At 45.3% G+C, this 19,369-nt stretch carries 15 protein-coding genes and 2 tRNA genes; 7 read left to right on the top strand and 10 right to left on the bottom strand.

The window, feature by feature from the left end:
* Nucleotides 1-4: 4 nt before the first annotated feature.
* From rlmA to gap, 3 genes are all read right to left on the bottom strand, one after another.
* Nucleotides 5-820, bottom strand: a complete 816-nt coding sequence (gene rlmA, locus ACED41_RS13350; protein ID WP_017059384.1) for a 23S rRNA (guanine(745)-N(1))-methyltransferase — start codon at nt 818-820, stop codon at nt 5-7.
* Between the two features lie 111 nt (nt 821-931).
* Nucleotides 932-1,816 (bottom strand): D-hexose-6-phosphate mutarotase, encoded by an 885-nt coding sequence (locus ACED41_RS13355; RefSeq protein WP_371725112.1) that lies wholly within the window; start codon nt 1,814-1,816, stop codon nt 932-934.
* Between the two features lie 242 nt (nt 1,817-2,058).
* A complete protein-coding gene (gene gap, locus ACED41_RS13360; protein ID WP_017059382.1) occupies nt 2,059-3,054 on the bottom strand; it encodes a type I glyceraldehyde-3-phosphate dehydrogenase in 996 nt (331 codons plus the stop codon).
* 319 nt (nt 3,055-3,373) lie between these two features.
* On the opposite strand from gap, the gene msrB reads away from it, so the two are divergent.
* Nucleotides 3,374-3,811 carry a peptide-methionine (R)-S-oxide reductase MsrB gene (gene msrB, locus ACED41_RS13365; RefSeq protein ID WP_080582205.1) on the top strand — a complete coding sequence of 146 codons (438 nt, stop codon included), beginning with the start codon at nt 3,374-3,376 and terminating at the stop codon, nt 3,809-3,811.
* A 175-nt stretch (nt 3,812-3,986) separates the two neighbouring features.
* Here msrB and ACED41_RS13370 read toward each other — a convergent pair whose 3' ends face one another.
* Nucleotides 3,987-4,793, bottom strand: a complete 807-nt coding sequence (locus ACED41_RS13370; protein ID WP_017059380.1) for a DUF2989 domain-containing protein — start codon at nt 4,791-4,793, stop codon at nt 3,987-3,989.
* Nucleotides 4,794-4,906: 113 nt separating this feature from the next.
* Between ACED41_RS13370 and ACED41_RS13375 the strand changes: the two genes are divergently transcribed.
* Nucleotides 4,907-5,188, top strand: coding sequence for a YeaC family protein (locus ACED41_RS13375; RefSeq protein WP_010437067.1), 282 nt, complete (start codon nt 4,907-4,909; stop codon nt 5,186-5,188).
* Between the two features lie 143 nt (nt 5,189-5,331).
* Here ACED41_RS13375 and ansA read toward each other — a convergent pair whose 3' ends face one another.
* Together ansA and sppA are read right to left on the bottom strand one after the other, a co-directional pair.
* Entirely contained in the window at nt 5,332-6,348 is a 1,017-nt protein-coding gene (ansA, locus tag ACED41_RS13380; RefSeq protein WP_019823767.1) for an asparaginase, read from the bottom strand.
* 118 nt (nt 6,349-6,466) lie between these two features.
* Entirely contained in the window at nt 6,467-8,317 is a 1,851-nt protein-coding gene (gene sppA / locus ACED41_RS13385) for a signal peptide peptidase SppA (protein ID WP_102320043.1), read from the bottom strand.
* 279 nt (nt 8,318-8,596) lie between these two features.
* Here sppA and ACED41_RS13390 point away from each other — a divergent pair, with 279 nt between their 5' ends.
* The 3 genes from ACED41_RS13390 (at nt 8,597) to ACED41_RS13400 (ending at nt 13,472) form a co-directional block, all read left to right on the top strand.
* Nucleotides 8,597-10,606 (top strand): NADPH-dependent 2,4-dienoyl-CoA reductase, encoded by a 2,010-nt coding sequence (locus ACED41_RS13390; RefSeq protein ID WP_017070327.1) that lies wholly within the window; start codon nt 8,597-8,599, stop codon nt 10,604-10,606.
* Nucleotides 10,607-10,813: 207 nt separating this feature from the next.
* A complete protein-coding gene (locus ACED41_RS13395) occupies nt 10,814-11,362 on the top strand; it encodes an NAD(P)H nitroreductase (RefSeq protein ID WP_017059376.1) in 549 nt (182 codons plus the stop codon).
* Nucleotides 11,363-11,477: 115 nt separating this feature from the next.
* On the top strand, nt 11,478-13,472 hold the full coding sequence (locus ACED41_RS13400; protein ID WP_371725113.1) for a DNA topoisomerase III: 1,995 nt from the start codon (nt 11,478-11,480) through the stop codon (nt 13,470-13,472).
* Nucleotides 13,473-13,490: 18 nt separating this feature from the next.
* Here the strand turns inward: ACED41_RS13400 and ACED41_RS13405 are convergent, their stop codons facing one another.
* A complete protein-coding gene (locus ACED41_RS13405; RefSeq protein WP_371725114.1) occupies nt 13,491-14,492 on the bottom strand; it encodes a DUF3080 domain-containing protein in 1,002 nt (333 codons plus the stop codon).
* Between the two features lie 7 nt (nt 14,493-14,499).
* Nucleotides 14,500-15,186 (bottom strand): SDR family oxidoreductase, encoded by a 687-nt coding sequence (locus tag ACED41_RS13410; RefSeq protein ID WP_371725115.1) that lies wholly within the window; start codon nt 15,184-15,186, stop codon nt 14,500-14,502.
* Between the two features lie 262 nt (nt 15,187-15,448).
* On the opposite strand from ACED41_RS13410, the gene ACED41_RS13415 reads away from it, so the two are divergent.
* Entirely contained in the window at nt 15,449-16,369 is a 921-nt protein-coding gene (locus ACED41_RS13415) for a histone deacetylase (protein ID WP_136973525.1), read from the top strand.
* Nucleotides 16,370-16,562: 193 nt separating this feature from the next.
* Nucleotides 16,563-18,689 carry a methyl-accepting chemotaxis protein gene (locus ACED41_RS13420; RefSeq protein ID WP_371725116.1) on the top strand — a complete coding sequence of 709 codons (2,127 nt, stop codon included), beginning with the start codon at nt 16,563-16,565 and terminating at the stop codon, nt 18,687-18,689.
* Nucleotides 18,690-18,764: 75 nt separating this feature from the next.
* On the opposite strand, the gene ACED41_RS13425 is transcribed toward ACED41_RS13420, so the two are convergent.
* Together ACED41_RS13425 and ACED41_RS13430 are read right to left on the bottom strand one after the other, a co-directional pair.
* Nucleotides 18,765-18,855 (bottom strand) — tRNA-Ser (locus tag ACED41_RS13425).
* Nucleotides 18,856-19,273: 418 nt separating this feature from the next.
* Nucleotides 19,274-19,364, bottom strand: a tRNA-Ser gene (locus ACED41_RS13430).
* Nucleotides 19,365-19,369 lie beyond the last annotated feature (5 nt).

Raw genomic sequence — 19,369 nt, forward strand, 5'->3', positions numbered from 1 at the left:
TCAATTAAATTTGTTTGCGGTACACTCGCAGCATAAAGTCAGCTTCACAGTTGAATTGCTCTGCCTCGGTGAGTTGTAGTTTAAACTCTTCACTCGCCTTCCAAGCAAACGGCGTCATCTGTAGCAGGTCGAATGCATCTGACCCCGATAGTTCCATCATATAGTTTAGTTGCTCTTGATGCTCAAGCGTAAAACCTTCGATCACTTCTGGATCTTCGTCGTGCAAGCGAACGCCATCATAAATTGCATCACGCAGTTGATACAGGTGTCGGCTAGCTGGTGTCACGGTGATCACCACACCATTATCTTTGATGGTGCGTTGTAACTCTTCAGCCTTGCAAGGCGCGTAAATGCGTAGAATTCCGTCTAAGCTGTTTTCAGCAAAGGGTAGGCGATGGCTTGATGCAACTGAGAAGTCGACAGCAGGGTAGCGTTTAGCGGCGTATTTGATAGCAATCTTAGAAATGTCTAGGCCAAAAGTAGCCCCTTTCTTTTCTTGAAGATTCACAGCAATTTCGTTGGTGTAATAACCTTCGCCACAACCAATATCCAATAGGCTAGGCGTCTCTTCTGGTAGATAGCGAGAACACAACGTCACCACCGCTTGGCGCATTGGGTCATAGTGGTTACCTTCAAGGAAGCGACGACGTGCCTGCATCATCTCTTTGTTGTCACCTGGATCTTTTGAGCGTTTGTGGTGCGCAGGCATCAAATTGACGTAGCCTTCTTTCGCTAGGTCGAACTGATGGTTCTTTTCACACTTAAACGTACGATCGTTTTGAGATAAAGGTTGGTGACACAAAGGGCATTGGTAAGTCATGGAGACCTCTAAAGGAGAATAGACAGCGCAAGTGTAACGAGCTAAAACCAAAAAGTAAAAGAGCGACATAAAGCCGCTCAAAAATCGTTTTTTATAACTGTATTTATACGGTTATTGGGCACTAATCACAGTGATCAGTTGGTGGTTTTCACCCGGCCGGAGTGTTTTACCGGCTTCTAGGCTTGGCGCGTGCAGTGTTGATTCTACGCACATCATAGTTAGGTAACCATCGTCTTGCATGTCGCCCATACTTGCAGCACCTTCTGCCCACGGGTTCCACAGTACTGCAGAGTTATGACCGTGGTTTTCAACTGTTAGCGTGCGATCCAGCTTCTTGTCAGCAACAAAGATTTGCGCTTCTGGTTGCGTGTAAACGCGGTCAATCGTGTCGGTCAGTACCAGTTCAGATCCACCTTGGCAGTTCTTGCCACCTTGCAGGCTATCAATGTACTCAGCCCCCATACCAGTGGTGGTTGTGTTGTGGATATCGCCAACGTTTAGGTAAGTGTGTAGTGCACCAGAGAAAGTCCATGGCTGAGAATCAGTGTTCTTCACGTCCAGCGTTACTTTTAGTTGTTCGCCGATCTCAACATTCAAGCGAGCATCAAACTGATGAGGCCATACTGCTAGCGTCTCTTCGCTTGGCTTCAGACCGAAGCTAACAATCACGCCAGCTTCGCTTTCACGGTGTTCAACCAATTGCCATTCACTTGAACGGGCAAAACCATGTGCTGGTGCTGCAATGCGACCAAACCAAGGCCAACATACTGGAATACCACCACGCAGAGCCGTTTTACCATCGAACTTAGCTTGTTGGCTCATCCAAATTAGGTCTTCTTGACCTTGCGGTTGGAATGACACCACATGGCCGCCAAACAGTGAAATCGCTGCGTTTGCTTTATCGTGGATAACGCGAACCAGTTTTACACCTTCGTGTTCAACGATAGTGACGTTGTCAGAAAGTACCGCCAGTGCAGGTAGAGTAGATAAATCCATTACATGATCCTTCTAAGGAAATTGAATTCAAATGCTGACTAGAGTGATGCTTGTGTTTTCATGAGTAACAAGCAGAGTCAGTATTAGAATTGAATTTTGCGTTTGGGCTATCTTGATGAGCTTAGACAGACGCGGTTTAAAAGATAGCAGGCATTAAAAAGGCGACACTAAGGTCGCCTTTTTCAAAGTCTGCTCAAAACAGTCTTCGCTAATGCTTATCTAAAGCGATTTCTAAAAAGAAATTACTTAGAGATGTGAGCGATTAGGTCTAGAACTTTGTTTGAGTAACCGATTTCGTTGTCGTACCAAGATACAACTTTAACGAATTTGTCAGTTAGAGCAACACCAGCTTTAGCATCGAATACTGAAGTTTGAACTTCACCGATGAAATCTTGTGATACTACTTGGTCTTCAGTGTAACCAAGAACGCCAGCCATTTCGCCTTCAGAAGCTTCTTTCATTGCAGCACAAATTTCTTCGTAAGATGCAGCTTCTTTTAGGTTAACTGTTAGGTCAACTACAGATACGTTAGCAGTTGGTACACGGAAAGCCATACCAGTTAGAAGGCCGTTTAGTTCTGGAAGAACAACGCCTACAGCTTTAGCAGCACCAGTTGAAGATGGGATGATGTTTTGAGAAGCACCACGGCCACCGCGCCAGTCTTTAGCAGAAGGGCCATCTACAGTTTTTTGAGTTGCTGTAGTAGCGTGAACTGTAGTCATAAGACCAGACTCAATGCCCCACTTATCGTTAAGTACTTTAGCGATAGGTGCAAGACAGTTAGTAGTACAAGAAGCGTTAGAAACGATGTCTTGACCAGCGTAAGATGCTTGGTTAACGCCCATTACGAACATTGGAGTTGCATCTTTAGAAGGACCAGTAAGAACTACTTTCTTAGCGCCAGCAGTGATGTGCTTACGTGCAGTCTCGTCAGTTAGGAAAAGACCAGTTGCTTCAGCAACTACGTCTACGTCGATAGCATCCCACTTAAGGTCTTCTGGGTTACGCTCAGCTGTAACACGTACAGTTTTACCGTTAACGATTAGGTTACCGCCTTCAACTTCAACAGTACCGTTGAAACGGCCGTGAGTTGAGTCGTACTTAAGCATGTATGCCATGTACTCTACGTCGATTAGATCGTTAATACCTACTACTTCGATGTCTGCACGCTCTTGAGCTGCGCGGAATACGAAACGGCCGATACGGCCAAAACCGTTAATACCTACTTTGATAGTCATTGTAGTTGCTCCACAACTTAATTTCTGATTAAAGATAACTGGTAGTAAAATTACAGAATCCAGTATACATCTGCAATAGATAATCCGACTTAACTTGTTTAATGTCAAAAAAAAGCGACGCTTTTCTTAACAATTGGGTGTAAGTGATTGAAAATTGACCATTGCAAGTGGCTCTGTACCCTTCCAGTTGGGTAAAATACCCCTAAATGATGATTCACTTATGAGTGTATATGTACAATGTTTCCTGGTGAGAAAGTATGTGCTACAAAACGACTCATATGCAAGCCTTTATAGAAAAAAGTAAATATAATAACTGAGAATGTGGAGAGATATTAACGTGATTCAAAAGGGAGGAAATATGATAAAGCCTGATGAATACTGGCGTGAGCGCCTAACGGACGACGAATTTTCAGTGTGTCGTGAGCGTGGTACTGAAGCCCCATATAGCGGCAAGTTACTGCACAACCATAAGACTGGCGTCTATAGCTGCACATGCTGTGAAAGCCCTTTGTTTCTGTCGGATAACAAATATGACTCTGGGTGTGGTTGGCCGAGCTTTGATGCCCCAGTGAATGATGAAGCAGTACGCTATATAGAAGATCTAAGTCACGGAATGAAGCGTGTAGAGATCCGTTGTACCGCCTGTGATAGCCATTTAGGTCACGTTTTTCCAGATGGCCCAAAGACCACAGGTGAACGGTTCTGTGTTAATTCAGTGTCGTTAATTTTCAACAAAAATGACGAAAGTACGAAATAACTTGTAACTATTGTCTAATCCTTACAGGTCGCATTTGTCGATTTAGGAATGCTGAAACGCCCAAGATTTCAGATTTAACTCTAGTACAAATAAAAACAGCTTCCAAAAAGGTAGCTGTTTTTATTTGAAAGCAGGTGAATAAGAAGCTTAAGTAAGAACACTATAAATGAAGCGATCAGTAACTCGGGACGATTGAAGGGCTGTAAATTCCATCCTCAATCGCTTCGACGATGTTATCTGCGTCTTTATTTAGCTTCTTATAGGTTGCCTTGTCGAAATGGTACAACACCGTGAGCTCGGCTTCAGAAGCAATCGGCACGTCAAAGTCTTTGGCAACCATTGCCCAAACGTACGCTTTTTCCATATGTCCCAGGCTGTGGTTGATACTGGCCATCGACTTGAAGATTTCAGTGTTGGCTACCGAGCCATTAGAAAGCGTTAGCGCATTATTGAGTAGCTTAAGTGTCTTTATATGATTGCGGGTGGTATAGAAGGTTGCCAAGGCATATTGCATCTCAGCTGTGTTTAACGCTTCAGAGCCTTCTAGTTGTAGGAAACTGCGTCTGGCATTGGTGTCCCCAGTTTGCGACCACAAGAAGTAAAGCGTTTCCGGTGTATCAGATTTCGATAGCTCATCAACAATGCGCTCAGACTCTTCGATACTGTGCATTAAAGAGGTAAAGCGACGCTCTTGCAGCTTAGATTGATCGATCGTTTCGATCTGTGCCGCGAGCTCTAGGCACTTTTTGTAGGCAGTGACTAATTCGAATTCTTTAATTTTGTTGATTTCGGTGGGTTGCTTCTGAACTTCAAATCGATGCCAGATGAGGTCGGTACGTGCGACACGACATTGCCCATCGTTCATGTTCAATTGTTCACACTGAAGACCCGGATTGCTTTGGCACAGTTGATCGGTATTTTTGTTCCCTTCAAGACACCCAACCAGAGTGAAAGGCAATAGGCTAATCGCCAACCATTTCATAATTTTCATATTCCTTCACTTGTGATCAGATGCACTTATTATCGGTCAGGTTCTTGACTCAATTCTGTTACGGGTTATTTTCTGGTGAAAATTGTTAAAACTAAGGCTTTACCATGGATGCAGAACAACTTCTTAGCGCAATGACACCCGAGGTCTACGAACGTTTAACCTACGCAGTTGAAACGGGTAAATGGCCAGAAGGTACGGCGCTCTCAAAAGAACAGCGCGACTCGTGTATGCAAGCGGTTATGTTATACCAATCTAAACATAACTCTGAAGCTCAACATATGACAATTGCAGCTGGTGGTGAGATTAGCTTTAAATCTAAGTCTGAACTAAAGAAACAGTTTAAGTCAGATCAAGAAGACATTGTTAGGGTTAACCCGAATCATTAAGCTTAAATTACAACAAAGGGGTGGCAATGTGCCACCCCTTTTAGTTTAACTCGTTTATTTATAAGCAATAAAACGATTTAGTTCACGTTAAGCCGCCGTTACTTTCATAGAATAACTGGCTTTAACGTGAATCCTTGAACAGGTTATAAGCTCATCTCACCGCGCAATACTTGTTGCATCTGAGCCTTCACTTCTTCGTAGCCTAGGTTTTGGCTTAATAGATAATGCAACTTCGCCAGTGCCGCTTCTGGTGTCATATCGTAACCACTCACCACGCCCGCTTCTGCTAGTGCACAACCTGTCGCGTAACCACCCATGTTGACTTTACCAGCCAAACATTGAGTTAGGTTCACCACAATAACACCGCGCTCTGAGGCATCTTTCAGGTGCTGAAGCAGTTCTGGGTTTTGTGGTGCGTTACCCACACCAAAAGTAAGCAGAATCATCGCGTTAACAGGTTGTAATAGCGTGTTACGGATAACTTCGTGTGAGATGCCTGGGTACATTGTGATTACGCCGATAGGTTGCGGAGTAATGTTATGAACCTTGAAAGCACCTTCAGGTTGTTCGTTTACCTTTACGTTATTGCTAAGTTGGATATTGATACCCGCTTCTAGCAAAGGATTCAGGTTTGGAGACGTAAACGCATTGAAGCCATCTGCGTGTGATTTTGTGCTGCGGTTACCACGCATCAACTTGTTGTTGAAGAACAGTGTCACTTCATTGATAGGGTAGTTTGCAGCAATGTGTAGCGCATTCAGCAGGTTTGCTTGTCCGTCTGAACGAAGCTCTGCTAGTGGGATCTGAGAGCCCGTAACAATCACAGGTTTGCCGAGGTTTTCAAGCATGAAAGACAGTGCAGAGGCAGTGTAAGCCATAGTGTCTGTACCATGCAGGATAACGAAACCATCGTACTTATCGTAGTTCGCGCGAATGTCATCAGCGATAGTCTGCCAATCAAGTGGCGTCATATCTGAAGAGTCCATTAATGGAGAGTATTCGTGAATGGTGTACTCAGGCATCTCTGGGCGATGGAATTCAGGCATGCCAGCTAGCTGCTTATCCATGAAACCTGCGACAGGAACATAGCCGTGGTCAATAGACTTCTGCATGCCAATTGTGCCGCCGGTGTACGCGATATAGATGTGTTTTCTTTCCATGGCGATTAATACTTAGTGTGATGTAGGGAACAGGGGGGCGATTATAGCGAATTATCATGCAATAAAAAGAGGCACCTCACACAGAGGCACCCCTTAGTTATTGAGTTATTGGCTCAACTTATTGAACTTGGCAATTTAAGCAGAAAGCGTATCGGCCTTGTGGGTCGTTAAAGTTGCCTAACAGCTGGCTATCTTGAGCTAACTGCTGAGTAACAGGCTGTAAACTGCTTGGTATCATCGATTGAATATCTAGGCCTATCGACATCTGAACTTGGTTCATAAATTCTTGAATAAATTGTTCAGTGGCCGAAAGTGGCTCTTCTACCCAGTAGATGTTGTAGCTTTCAAGCTCTGCAAGTGAAGCCGCAGCTGCAACCGCATCATCGAAATCACCAATCTCATCGACTAAGCCTTTCTGAATCGCATCTTGACCTGTCCAAACTCGACCTTGAGCAATCTTGTCGACCGCATCGACTTCCAGACCGCGATTTTCTCCAACTAGGCTGATGAATCGGCGGTATCCGTTTTCAATGCCCATTTGGAACGCGTCCTTCGCGCCATCGCTAAGTCCAGTTGTAATACCAAGACCAGAGAAAGGTGAGGTGCCAACGCCATCAGTGTAAACACCAATATCGTTCAACCCTTTTTCGAAGGTGGTGATAACACTGAAGATACCAATTGAACCCGTTAGTGTGGTTGGCTGAGCTAGGATCTTATCCGCACCCATCGAGATCCAGTAACCACCCGAAGCAGCAAGGCTCGACATCGACACAACAACCGGTTTACCCGCTTGCTTGATCGCTTCTATTTCATTACGGATAACTTCAGAAGCAAAGGCACTGCCACCTGGGCTATCGACACGAAGTACAACTGCTTTCACTTTATCGTCGTTACGTGCTTGGCGCAGTAGGGCTGCAGTGGTGTCTCCGCCAACTGTGCCACGCGGTTGCTTGCCATCCATAATTGCGCCGCTCGCTACAATCACGGCAACGTCGTGTGATTCACTAGTCATGTTTGGAAGCATGGTTGTACGGTATTCGTAGTAACCAAACGCGTTGTAGCTGTCTTGGCCGTCACTGCCGAAAACATCGGCAAGCTCTAGTCGAACTTGCTGGCGTGTCGCTAGCTCATCCACTAAGCCAAGTTTCTCGGCCAGTTTTGCAATGTCACCGTCCACAGACTCAAGTTCTTTCAAGAAGGTGTCCATGCTTGGGTTCAGTGTCTTAGCGTCTATTTGACGGTTGTTGCTGACGTCATCAACGTACGCACCCCATAGTTGGCTTAACCAACGAGAAGCGGACTCTTTCGCTGCGTCTGACATGTCATCACGAATGAAAGGCTCAATAGCTGACTTATAAGTGCCCACACGGAACACGTGCGTGTTGACGTCTAGTTTCTCTAACAACGTTTTGTAGTAAAGCGAGTAAGCGCTATAGCCTTTAAGAAGAACCCCACCATCTGGTGATAGGAAGACCTTAGTTGCGTAGCTGGCTAGGTAGTATTGGCTTTGGTTGTAAAAGTCACCCACCGCATAAATCGGTTTGCCTGTTGCTTTGAACTCATTCAATGCTTTAGCAATGTAGCGTAGCTTGGTCAGGTTGGTTTCTGGCAGCTCTTTGAGAGCTAAAACGATACCAGTAACCTTGTCATCGTCTTTTGCGTAGCGAATCGTTTCAACGATATCAAACAGGATGTTCTCTTTTGGAAGGTCTTTGCCAAGTAGTGAACCTGTGACCGAATCCATCGGATTGATATAGCGGCTTTGTTCCACAATAGGGCCAGACAGATTAAGCACTAAAGCCGAATCCTGAGGAACCGTCGGTTGAGCCGTATCTGAATGGAAGTACACAAAGTAGATGATGGCGATACTGAGTAAAAAGACTAGGTTAACCAGCGCAAGACGTACAAACGTAATGAGCTTCCAAATCCCTTTAAAGAACATGCCTATAAATTTGAATATTTTTTTCATTCTGTCTCCGCAGTGAGATTACGTCGCTTTAACAAGCCGTAGTACCATTAATCTCAATAATATGAACTGCTTAGTATCCTACGATAATTCCCAAGCTCAAACTACACCAAGAATTGTTAATCGATATATATTCTCATTAAGTGTAGTCAAATTAAGGGCTTCTGAACGATTAATACGTGCAGCATTATGATCGGTGTTACAAAAATGTAAACGGTTGTTTGAACTTTTGGTAATTGAACTATACTGTGGTCAGACCACAAGGATAAAATAATAGAAGTGATGTCTGCCATGTACCCACATTTACTTGAACCACTCGATCTTGGATTTACCCAGTTACGTAACCGTGTATTGATGGGATCAATGCATACAGGTTTAGAAGAAAATAAAGAAGGTCTCCACAAACTCGCCGCGTTTTATGAAGAGCGAGCAAAAGGAGGCGTTGGCCTTATTGTTACCGGTGGTTTCTCTCCTAATTTACGTGGCAGATTAACCCCATTTAGTGCTGAATTCAGTAAAGTGAAGCATGCAAAAGCTCACCAAGTTGTTACCGAGGCCGTGCACAAGCATGGCGGTAAGATTGCCCTTCAGTTGCTGCATGCTGGCCGCTATGCCATGCACCCATTCGCGCAAAGTGCTTCGGGTATTAAAGCGCCAATCGCTAAGTTCGCACCGAGTGAGATGAGCCCTCGTCAGATCAAAAAGACCATTGGTGCCTTTGCCAACAGTGCCGAACTCGCCCAAGTCGCGGGTTACGACGGCATTGAGATTATGGGATCTGAAGGTTACTTGATTAACCAATTCATCTGTAAACGTACCAATATGCGTTACGACGAATGGGGCGGTTCTTATGAGAAGCGCATGCGTTTCCCGCTGGAGATTGTTAAATCGATTCGCGAAGCAGTGGGTGACGACTTCATTATTATTTTCCGACTGTCGATGCTGGATTTGGTTGAGCAAGGCAGCACCTTTGAAGATGTTGTTCTATTGGCTCAAAAGCTGGAAGAAGCAGGCGTGACTATTATCAATACCGGCATCGGTTGGCATGAAGCGCGTGTTCCGACTATCGCGACACAAGTACCACGTGGTGCATTCTCTTGGGTGACGGAAAAAGTGAAACCATACGTGTCGATCCCAGTGGTGACATGTAACCGAATTAATACGCCAGAAGAGGCCGAACGTATTCTTAGCTCTGGGCAGGCTGATATGGTGTCTATGGCGCGTCCATTCTTGGCAGACCCGGATTTTGTTAATAAAGCAGCTCAAGACCAAGCTCAGTTCATCAATACCTGTATCGGTTGTAACCAAGCTTGCCTTGATAACGTGTTTAAAGGTAAACGTGCGAGCTGTTTGGTGAACCCACGCGCTTGTTACGAGACTGAAATTGTTGTTCAGCCAGCGCAAGCGACTAAGACCATTGCGGTTGTTGGCGCAGGCCCAGCCGGTTTAGCTTGTGCGACGACACTAGCCCAGCGTGGACACAAGGTTGACTTGATTGAGAAAAATGACCGTATCGGCGGCCAGTTTAGATTAGCAATGCAGATACCGGGCAAAGAAGAGTTCAGAGAAACGATTCGTTATTTTGCTAACCAAATCGATGCATCCGGCGTGAATCTGAAACTGGATACGGAAGCAACGTTTGAGATGTTGTTGAAGTACGATGAAGTGGTGATGGCTGCTGGCGTAGAGCCAAGAAAGCTCGATATTGAGGGCATTGACCAAGAAAACGTGGTCGATTACCAAACCTTGATTCGCGAAAAGACACCAGTAGGCGAAAAGGTCGCGATTGTTGGTGCTGGTGGTATTGGTGTCGATGTGGCAACCATGCTGACAGAACCGACTTCACACAGCCTAGACGATTGGCTGCATGAGTGGGGCATCGATAAGAATATGGAACACCCAGGCGGACTTTACCCTTACCCTGATTCATTCAGCGATAAAACGGTGTGGGTGATGCAGCGTAAAGCGGGTCGTGTTGGTAAAGGTCCGGGCAAAACTACAGGCTGGATTCACAAACGCACACTAGAAAAACGCGGTGTTAATCTACTGGGTGGCGTGAGCTACAACAAGATTGATGACCAAGGTCTGCATATCAGCGTTGGTAAGAAAGAGCAGGTGCTGGATGCTGACTCGGTTATCGTATGTGCAGGTCAGGTGTCAGTTCGTCCATTCGAAGACATGTGGCAAGAGTTTGGTGGCAAACTGCATGTGATAGGCGGCGCCGATTACGCGGGTGAATTGGATGCAGTACGCGCAATTCGTCAAGGTGTTGAGCTAGCGATTAAGTTATAGAATCAGCTATCAAACTGTAATCTTATCAGTAGATATTGTTACTTAATTTGCTGAGTTAGATTTTGAACAAGGCTCCTAAGTCATAGATTTAGGAGCCTTTATTGTTTCTAATCTAGCCTAAATGGACAGCCGTTGAGATTTATTATCGTTTGTATTCTGTGCTAAAGTTCAAGTATACAAATAATAAAGAAATAGTAAGGACTTCAAATGGATGCTTTGGATCTATTGCTCAACAGACGCTCAATCGCAAAACTCTCTGATCCGGCACCTGAAGGTGTGGCGTTAGAAAACATCATCAAAGCAGGGCTGCGTGCTCCAGACCACGGTGCACTAACACCATGGCGCTTTGTTATCGCGCAAGGTTCAGGCCTACAAAAGCTTTCAGACATCTTGGTGCGCGCCGCTGAAGCGGATGACAGCGAAGAAGCGGTTATCGAGAAAGTAAAAAAAGCGCCGTTCCGAGCTCCAATGGTGATCACCGTGATTGCAAAAGTCACCGAGCACGAGAAAGTGCCTGCTATCGAACAACATCTGTCTGCGGGTTGTGCTGCACAGGCGATGCAAATGGCCGCAGTCGCACAAGGTTTCCAAGGCTTTTGGCGCTCAGGTAAATGGATGTTCCACCCAGAAGTACACCAAGCATTTGGCCTAGAAGGCGACGATGAAATTGTTGGCTTCCTATACCTAGGCACTCCAGGCTGTACACCAATGAAAGTGCCAGAGCGCGACTTCTCTAAGTTCGTTGAGTTTTTATAAAGAAAGCTGAAGCTTGAATAGTGGAATGCTAACTGTATAAACAACCAGTTTTTCTTGATTTATTAGAGCCACATTAGATAATGTGGCTCTAATTGTTTGTAGCATCTGGAAAAACATGTCTCGCCTTATTATTGCTGAAAAACCAAGCCTCGGCCGCGCGATCGCCGCTGCACTACCTAATCCACAAAAGAAAGACCAAGGGTTTATCAAATGTGGCAATGGGGATGTGGTGACTTGGTGTATTGGACACTTATTGGAGCAGGTTGAGCCGGATGCTTATGACGACCGTTATAAGAAGTGGAATTTAGCCGATCTTCCTATCGTGCCGGAGCAATGGCAGCTAAGACCGCGTAAGACTTCAAGCAAACAGCTCACGGTGATCCGAAAGCTATTGAAGGACGCCACTCAAATTGTTCACGCCGGAGACCCGGATAGAGAAGGGCAGTTGCTGGTTGATGAAGTGATTGATTACTGCAAAGTCTCTAAGGCTAAGAAAGAGTCGATGGACAGGCTACTGATCAGCGACTTGAACTTACCTGCCGTAAAACGTGCACTTTCTCAAATGCGCAGCAACCGTGACTTTATTCCGCTTTCTATTTCCGCATTAGCGCGCTCTAGAGCCGATTGGCTGTATGGCATGAACATGACTCGTGCTTATACCTTACTCGGTCAAAAGGCTGGCTACCAAGGTGTGTTGTCGGTCGGGCGAGTACAAACGCCTGTACTTGGTTTGGTGGTAAGGCGCGATGAAGAGATCGAAAACTTTATTCCGAAAGATTACTTCACTTTGCACGCTTTGATCCCTTATCAAAATCACGGCCAGAGCTTTGATATTCGTGCGCGTTGGAAGCCAAGCGAAGCATGTAAACCATGGCAAGATGAAGAAGGGCGCGTGCTCAATCGAAAGCTGGTTGAGAATGTGGCTAACCGAATTGCGAATCAACCCGCGACGGTGACGGAATCAGAGCAAAAGCAAAGTAAACAAGCTGCGCCACTGCCTTACTCGCTGTCAGCTTTGCAGATTGATGCGTCTAAGCGTTTTGGTATGAGTGCTCAGCAGGTGTTAGACACGTGTCAGTCATTGTACGAGAAACACAAACTCATCACTTACCCACGTTCTGATAGCCGCTATTTGCCTAAAGAGCACTACTCACAGCGAGAGTCGATCGTAGACGCTATCGCTAACAATGCCAAAGAGCTGCAAAGTGGTGCTCAAGGTGCGGATCTTTCTCTTAAATCCAAAGCATGGAACGACAGTAAGGTCGATGCTCACCACGCAATAATTCCAACACCGAAGAAATCATCGGTGAACGGCCTGTCTGCCAACGAGATGAAAATCTATCAGCAAATCGCTCGCCAGTATCTAATGCAGTTCTACCCACCTGCCGTTTTTGCCGATGCTAAGCTGGTCTTTGATATAGCTGGTGGCGTGTTCATTGCGAAAGGACGTCAGCTTATCAACCCCGGCTGGAAGGTGTTGATGGGCAAAACAGACACCGAAGAGAAAGGCGATGGCACGGATACGGTTCCACCGTTGGAGAAAGGAACCGTGTTGACGTGTCGTGAAGGCGTGATTGGTGATAAGAAAACCGAACCACCAAAGCACTTCACGGAAGCGACGTTGCTTCAAGCGATGACAGGTATCGCGCGTTTTGTTGCTAACAAAGACCTCAAAGCCATTTTGAAAGAGACCGATGGCCTTGGTACTGAAGCAACCCGTGCAGGCATTCTAGATACCCTTTTCAAAAGACAACTGCTAACGCGCCAAGGTAAGAGTATTCATAGTAGCCCTGCGGGCAGAGGCTTGATTCATGCTTTACCTGAGGACTCTACCTTCCCAGACATGACGGCACACTGGGAGCACCAGCTGCAAGGCATGGCAGAACGAAATCAAGCTTATCAGCCTTTCATGCAAGCGTTAGAAAGCAAGATTGATGGTTTGATGGGCAAGGTAAAAACCGGCGAAGTTCCTGAGTCTCTACGTCATCTTCCTAAAGTCGAAAGACCAGCTTTTAAACGCCGTAAAGGCGGTGGTGCGAAGAAGTCTTATGCCAAGACAGGTACGTATGCTAAGAAAGGTACTTCCGCTAAGAAGGGCACTAAAAGCTAAGATTTATTGAGGTTAGTATTAACGTCCGACTTTACGGCCACAACGTTTAAACAGCTTCTGCCAATAGTCGACATGGCGACGAGTTGATGCTCGAAAAGCTTGATGTGCATCTTGAATGGGAAAGTAATAACTGTGCAGTTCAGGTTGCGCGTCAAACATTCCTAGTTGCGGGGCTAATTGCTGATAGTAGCCATCCAGCTGCGCCATGTAGGGCTGAACCTTGCCTATGTATTGTTGCTCGAATACATTGTTGAGATAACGAAACTTAGTGGTGTCTCGCTGCTTGCCGCAGATGATGTTGGCATCAAAAGTAGTGAGTTGCTTGGTGATGGTATCAAGCTCAACCGAAGCACGAGCCAGCGAGTAGTATAAATCCCCGAGCGTAGAGCTCTTCTCTAATACTTCTTGTACCTCAGTGGTTTTGCCGGAAACGAGCGGCGCGTTTAACGCTTGGTTGAGATGTTCTAAGGCGCCACTGGTTTGTCGTACCTGATCGCCGATATCAGCGCGTAACCACTGACTACCCCGCATTTGTGACTGCATCGCATCACTGGCATAGATGAGATTCCATTGGTGCAGCGGAAACTGTGTGAGCTTCTGCTGCTCGATTTTATTGAGTAATTCTACGATCTCTGGGTCTAATTCAGTACTGGATAAACACTTGCCTAAGCCTTCAAGTAGCGCGACTTGATAATCGTAGTTACGAAACTCATCTGCGACCTTGCCTAGAACCGAATTTCTTTCTGCTATCAGATTGAACAGTCTACACTGACGAAGCTGATAGCTGTCGATGAGACCGATAGAGAGTGAGGGCACGTCAAGCAGCAGTTCTCGTTTTCTCGGTAGGCTTTCAAACTCCCAATCCTCTTTGAGTTCTTCAGCATCTTGTACTCTAGCGACCTTAGTTTGATAGTCGTCGAATAAGTCGCCGGGGCCATTACTGAAACAGCCAGTTAGCATCACTGTTAGACAAAACAGCGTTGAGTGCTTAACTAGGTTTGAGAGAGAGCCTGCATTCATCTGTGGATTACCAGTCTATTTCGTTACCATCGAAATTGAAGAAGTGACCACTTACTCCGGTATTCGCGGACTCGATGACTTTAATAAGGCCGGAAGCTGAAGTGTTGGTATCGATCAGAGCATTAGGGCCACCCATTTCGGTCTGTACCCAGCCTGGATGCAGTGCTAACACCGTAAAGCCATTATCGGTTAAGTCGTTGCTTAAGCTCTTAACCACGGAGTTTAGAGCGGCTTTAGAGGAGCGATAGATATAACCTCCGCCTGAGGTGTTCTCGGTCATGCTGCCGACTCTAGAGGATAAACAAGCGACCTTTTTGATATGGCTGCCTTCTAGTAGAGGCAATAGCGTTTCGACAAGCTTGAGTGGGGCAATAGTGTTAACTTCGAATACACGACGCCACTCTTCGACATCGGTATTACCTAGCCCATAGCCTTTAGGGCCATAGTAGCCAGCGTTGTTGATCAAGATATCAATCGACTCTATTTGCGAAGGGAGTTGGCTTACTGCTTGGTAATCGGTTATCTCTAATTGAATACAGGTAAGGTTGGTGTTGTGGTCTGTGAGTGAGAGCAGTTCTTTTGCTGAATTGTCATCACGATAAGTCGCGTACACCTTGTGATTACTTTCCAAGTATTGTCGAGTCAGGCTTAAGCCAATGCCGCGGTTCGCTCCAGTAATAAAAATAACGCTCATGGTGATTCCTTTTCAGTTCAATTAGTTAAGTTTGATGGCTTAACACGAGAAAATCAACGCTCCACCAACTGGCCATTAGCATTCCTACAAAAATCATTACTGCTGCCGCTGAGCCGCAGATCACCCCAAAGATGAGTATTACGTTTTTCATTATGGTCTCTACTTTATAATTAATAACAATGATAACCATTATCATTAATTAAGGTTGTCGCCAAGTTTGAGGCTGTTATGATTTTGAGAAAGATACGCAATTAGCCTGATTATGATTCCTTTAATTTACCACCCAATCTATTCACAGTTACCTTTACCAGAAGGTCATCGCTACCCAATCAACAAATATCAGTTGTTGCATAGTGCTGTTGAGGCGCTGATGAATAGCGAACCTCGATGGAAGTGCAAGTTTGAAGTGTGCCAACCAACGCCGGTTTCGGTTGAGCAAGTAAAACAGGTACATGATAGCGAATATGTTGATTTGCTCGTGTCTGGTAAGTTACCTGCAGCAAAGATGAGACGTATCGGTTTCCCGTGGAGCGAGCAACTTATCGAAAGAACACTCTACTCAAGTGGTGGAACCTGCTTGGCCGCTGAAATGGCAATAGAGACTGGTTTAGCGATTCATTTGAGTGGTGGTTATCATCATGCGCATCATGATTTTGGAAGTGGCTTTTGTTTGTTGAACGATTTGGTTTTAGCGGCAAAACACGCGCTGACCTTTGAACATATCGATAAAGTGCTGATCGTTGATAGCGACGTTCATCATGGTGATGGCACAGCAACTCTTTGCCAAGACAACGACGACATCATTACTCTGTCGTTCCACTGCGATAAAAACTTCCCTGCACGAAAGCCGCTATCCGATTTAGATGTGCCATTAAGTCGTGAAACAGAAGATGAAGAGTTCCTACGTTGTTTTGAACAAGTCACTAAGTTAGCGATTGCTCACCATCAACCTGATCTGATTATTTATGATGCGGGGATAGATATTCATCAAGACGATGAACTGGGTTATTTGAATGTCTCGACACAAGGGATATTTGAGCGCGACTGTTTCATGATTGAATTAGCGAAATCAGAGTCTATTCCGATGGCTTGCGTAGTCGGTGGCGGGTACCGCACTAAACACCAAGATCTGGTGCCGATTCACATGCAGCTGTTAAAAGCGGCCTATCATGTTCACGGTTAACCTCTCAAATTAGCGGCTGATAGTTCATTGAAATGATGGTGTGAAATAAGCGCCTTTTGCACCATAAAAGACACGCTTGCACCATTGTGACTCATATAAAGTACTTTTTTATTAATTAGTTACGTATTTGTGTGATTAATTGTGGTCTGTAAATTGCTTTACCCATGTGTCTATAAAAACACAAGGGATAAAAATGAACCTGACGGACAAGGAACGTAGTTGGCTTAATTGGTTTGGCGCAACAGGAAAACTGGCTATGCGCAGAGCTTGTTTCCTCAATCGAAGTAGGACGGAAGAGCTTGAACAAGCTTTTGAAAGTATTGCTCACACGCGAGTTCAACTTCTGCATAACTGGGTCAAGAATCAATGGGATTTTTTAGAAGACTCTGCGGTTTATTTAGCAAGTCGAACGGAAGAACAAGCTCAGGGGACGTTAGCTAGCCTTCTTAAACGCAGTACGGATTTTTCTGAGTTGGCGATCGTCGATGCTAAGGGGATAGCACAAGCATCGAGTTATCATGAGCATGTAGGGGTTAACCTTGGAGACAAGAAGGCTTTAGTTGAAGGGGCTTCAAAGCGTTATCTGCATGGGCCGTATATGGATCAGCGCACGTTGAACGTAGGGGCTTCGAGTTCATCGTTTCATGACCAAGTAACGCTGATGTTTTATGTCCCCTTTTCTCGGGATGAAGGGGCGCCGCAATTCCTATGTGGTCGTGTTCCAAATGATGTTATTGGTGACATTATTCAAAGAGAAGCGGGGCATATTTATAGCGAGTCGGGTGATAACTATATCTTTATGGTCGACTCCATTCATGATCCTCATACTCAGCCGGGTGTTGCGCTCTCTCGTTCTCGCTTTGAAGATAATACCTTTTCACACGGCGAGAACTTAAAGCAAGGGATTCATACTGATTGGGGAACGGTTAAGATCCAGCACCACACCGAATTTGAGATTCGCTTTACGGACCCAGCCACCAACCAGCTTCACCCAGGCGTAAGAGAAACCATTAAAAATGGCAATAACTTGTTTATTGGTTATCCGGGGTATTCTGACTATCGCCACATACCCGTTATTGGCAAAGGTATCACTTTTCAATTGGATGGTTCACCAGATACCTTTGGCATGATGTGTGAGTCCGATTTAGAAGAGGTCTACAGAGACCGAAGTCTAAGTTATACCTTATCTAAGCACTTTATCAGCTGCATGCTACTGCCTCTATTTGTTCCATTACTGTTTGCCAACCTTTATACACTCACACCTTTTATGCAGAGTGGCATTATGTTCGCTTGCGCGTTGCTTTCATTGGGCTTATTCCGTTTAGTTAGCGCCAAACCACTAGCGAAGAAGATTTATGAAATGACCGGGGTAATGCAGACCTTAGCTGAAGGTGATGGCAACTTAAGTCGGAGACTTGATCCCACCACATTCAGTCATAATGAACTTGGCAACTTAGGGCGCTGGACTAACAGTTTTATCGACAATTTAGATAACACGGTGAGTGAGTTGATCCATGCGAGTCACGAAGTTAGAGAGGTTTCGGAATCGATGTTTCGTCGCAGTGTCGTGATGAAGCAAACCAGTGATGATGCATCACAAGCGTTAAGCAATATGCTTCAGTTGAGTCAGTATCAACAGAGCGAAATTACTCATGCGAGTGTCTCAGCAACGCAAATGGACACGGTGATGAAACAAGCCGTCCTGAGCGCGGAGAAGGAATACAATCAGTCCGTCGAAGGCATGGGGATTGTTCGGAATATCGTCGAAAGCTCGGCGCATAGTGTGAATGAGGTGAATAATGAAATGACTAAGGTGTCTGACATTATAGATATCATTACTGACATCACCGCGCAGACTAACCTTTTGGCCTTGAATGCGGCCATCGAGTCGGCAAGAGCAGGTGAACACGGGAGAGGGTTCTCTGTCGTCGCTTCTGAAGTAAGAACACTGGCTGACCGCACCTCACAAGCTGCGAACCATATTAGTGACCTAATGAAAGAGCTGCATAGTAAGTCTCGCAGTGCTGTTGAGTCTATGGAGCGAGGCGTGGAGAATGTGAGTAAGGGAAACTTAACAGTAGACTCAAACACCCGCAGTGAACAAATTCAAGCAGCGGTGAGTGACCTCTTTACCACGATGTCTAATCTAGATGAGAACAGTCAGAAAAACGGACAAACGGCAGATAAAGCCCAACGTTCAATATCTGACTTACAACTGTCTACTAAGCAACTCGCACGTCGAGTTTCTTTGATGGGCAATGCATTGAGCCGCTTAGACCAATTGATTGGACGCTTTGAAGTGAGCCGAAAGGTGGCGTAGTAGAAACTACGTAAGCTCTTTACGTAAACGCCAGATACAAAAAAGCCGCTGATTTCTCAGCGGCTTTCTTTAATGTGGTGGAGGGATAGGGATTTGAACCCTAGAACCGCTATTAACGGTTGCCGGTTTTCAAGACCGGTGCTTTCGACCACTCAGCCATCCCTCCAGTGGCGCGTATAATATAAGGGTGGCTTTCGCTTGTAAATACCCTTATTAACTGACTGCTTTTTTTATGAACGCTTTTTGGTATTTTTGTTCTGAATGATTATTTATTGTTCGGTTTATTAAGAAGCCGACAAAATCTAATATTCAATAAGCCAAGTATTCCCAACTTTTGTTATACGTGAAGTGTTTCTGTGCTATTAAAAAAGAAAGTATCTAATTGGCTTGCAGGTAAAGTTATGAGGGGAGTGGCTTAGGCGCATGAACTTTTAGTTTAGAACGGTGAGATCGGAATTTAAAACTAGGTATAAAGTGAATGGGTTTGAAACTGGGACTGTAGAGAGTTTTGTTAGATGAGCTTTATATTTTAAAAAGCTTCAGATGCAAAAAAGCCGCTGATTTCTCAGCGGCTTTCTTTAAAGTGGTGGAGGGATAGGGATTTGAACCCTAGAACCGCTATTAACGGTTGCCGGTTTTCAAGACCGGTGCTTTCGACCACTCAGCCATCCCTCCAGTGG

This window comes from Vibrio sp. 1F255 (assembly GCF_041439145.1).
GTDB classification, from domain to species: domain Bacteria; phylum Pseudomonadota; class Gammaproteobacteria; order Enterobacterales; family Vibrionaceae; genus Vibrio; species Vibrio crassostreae_C.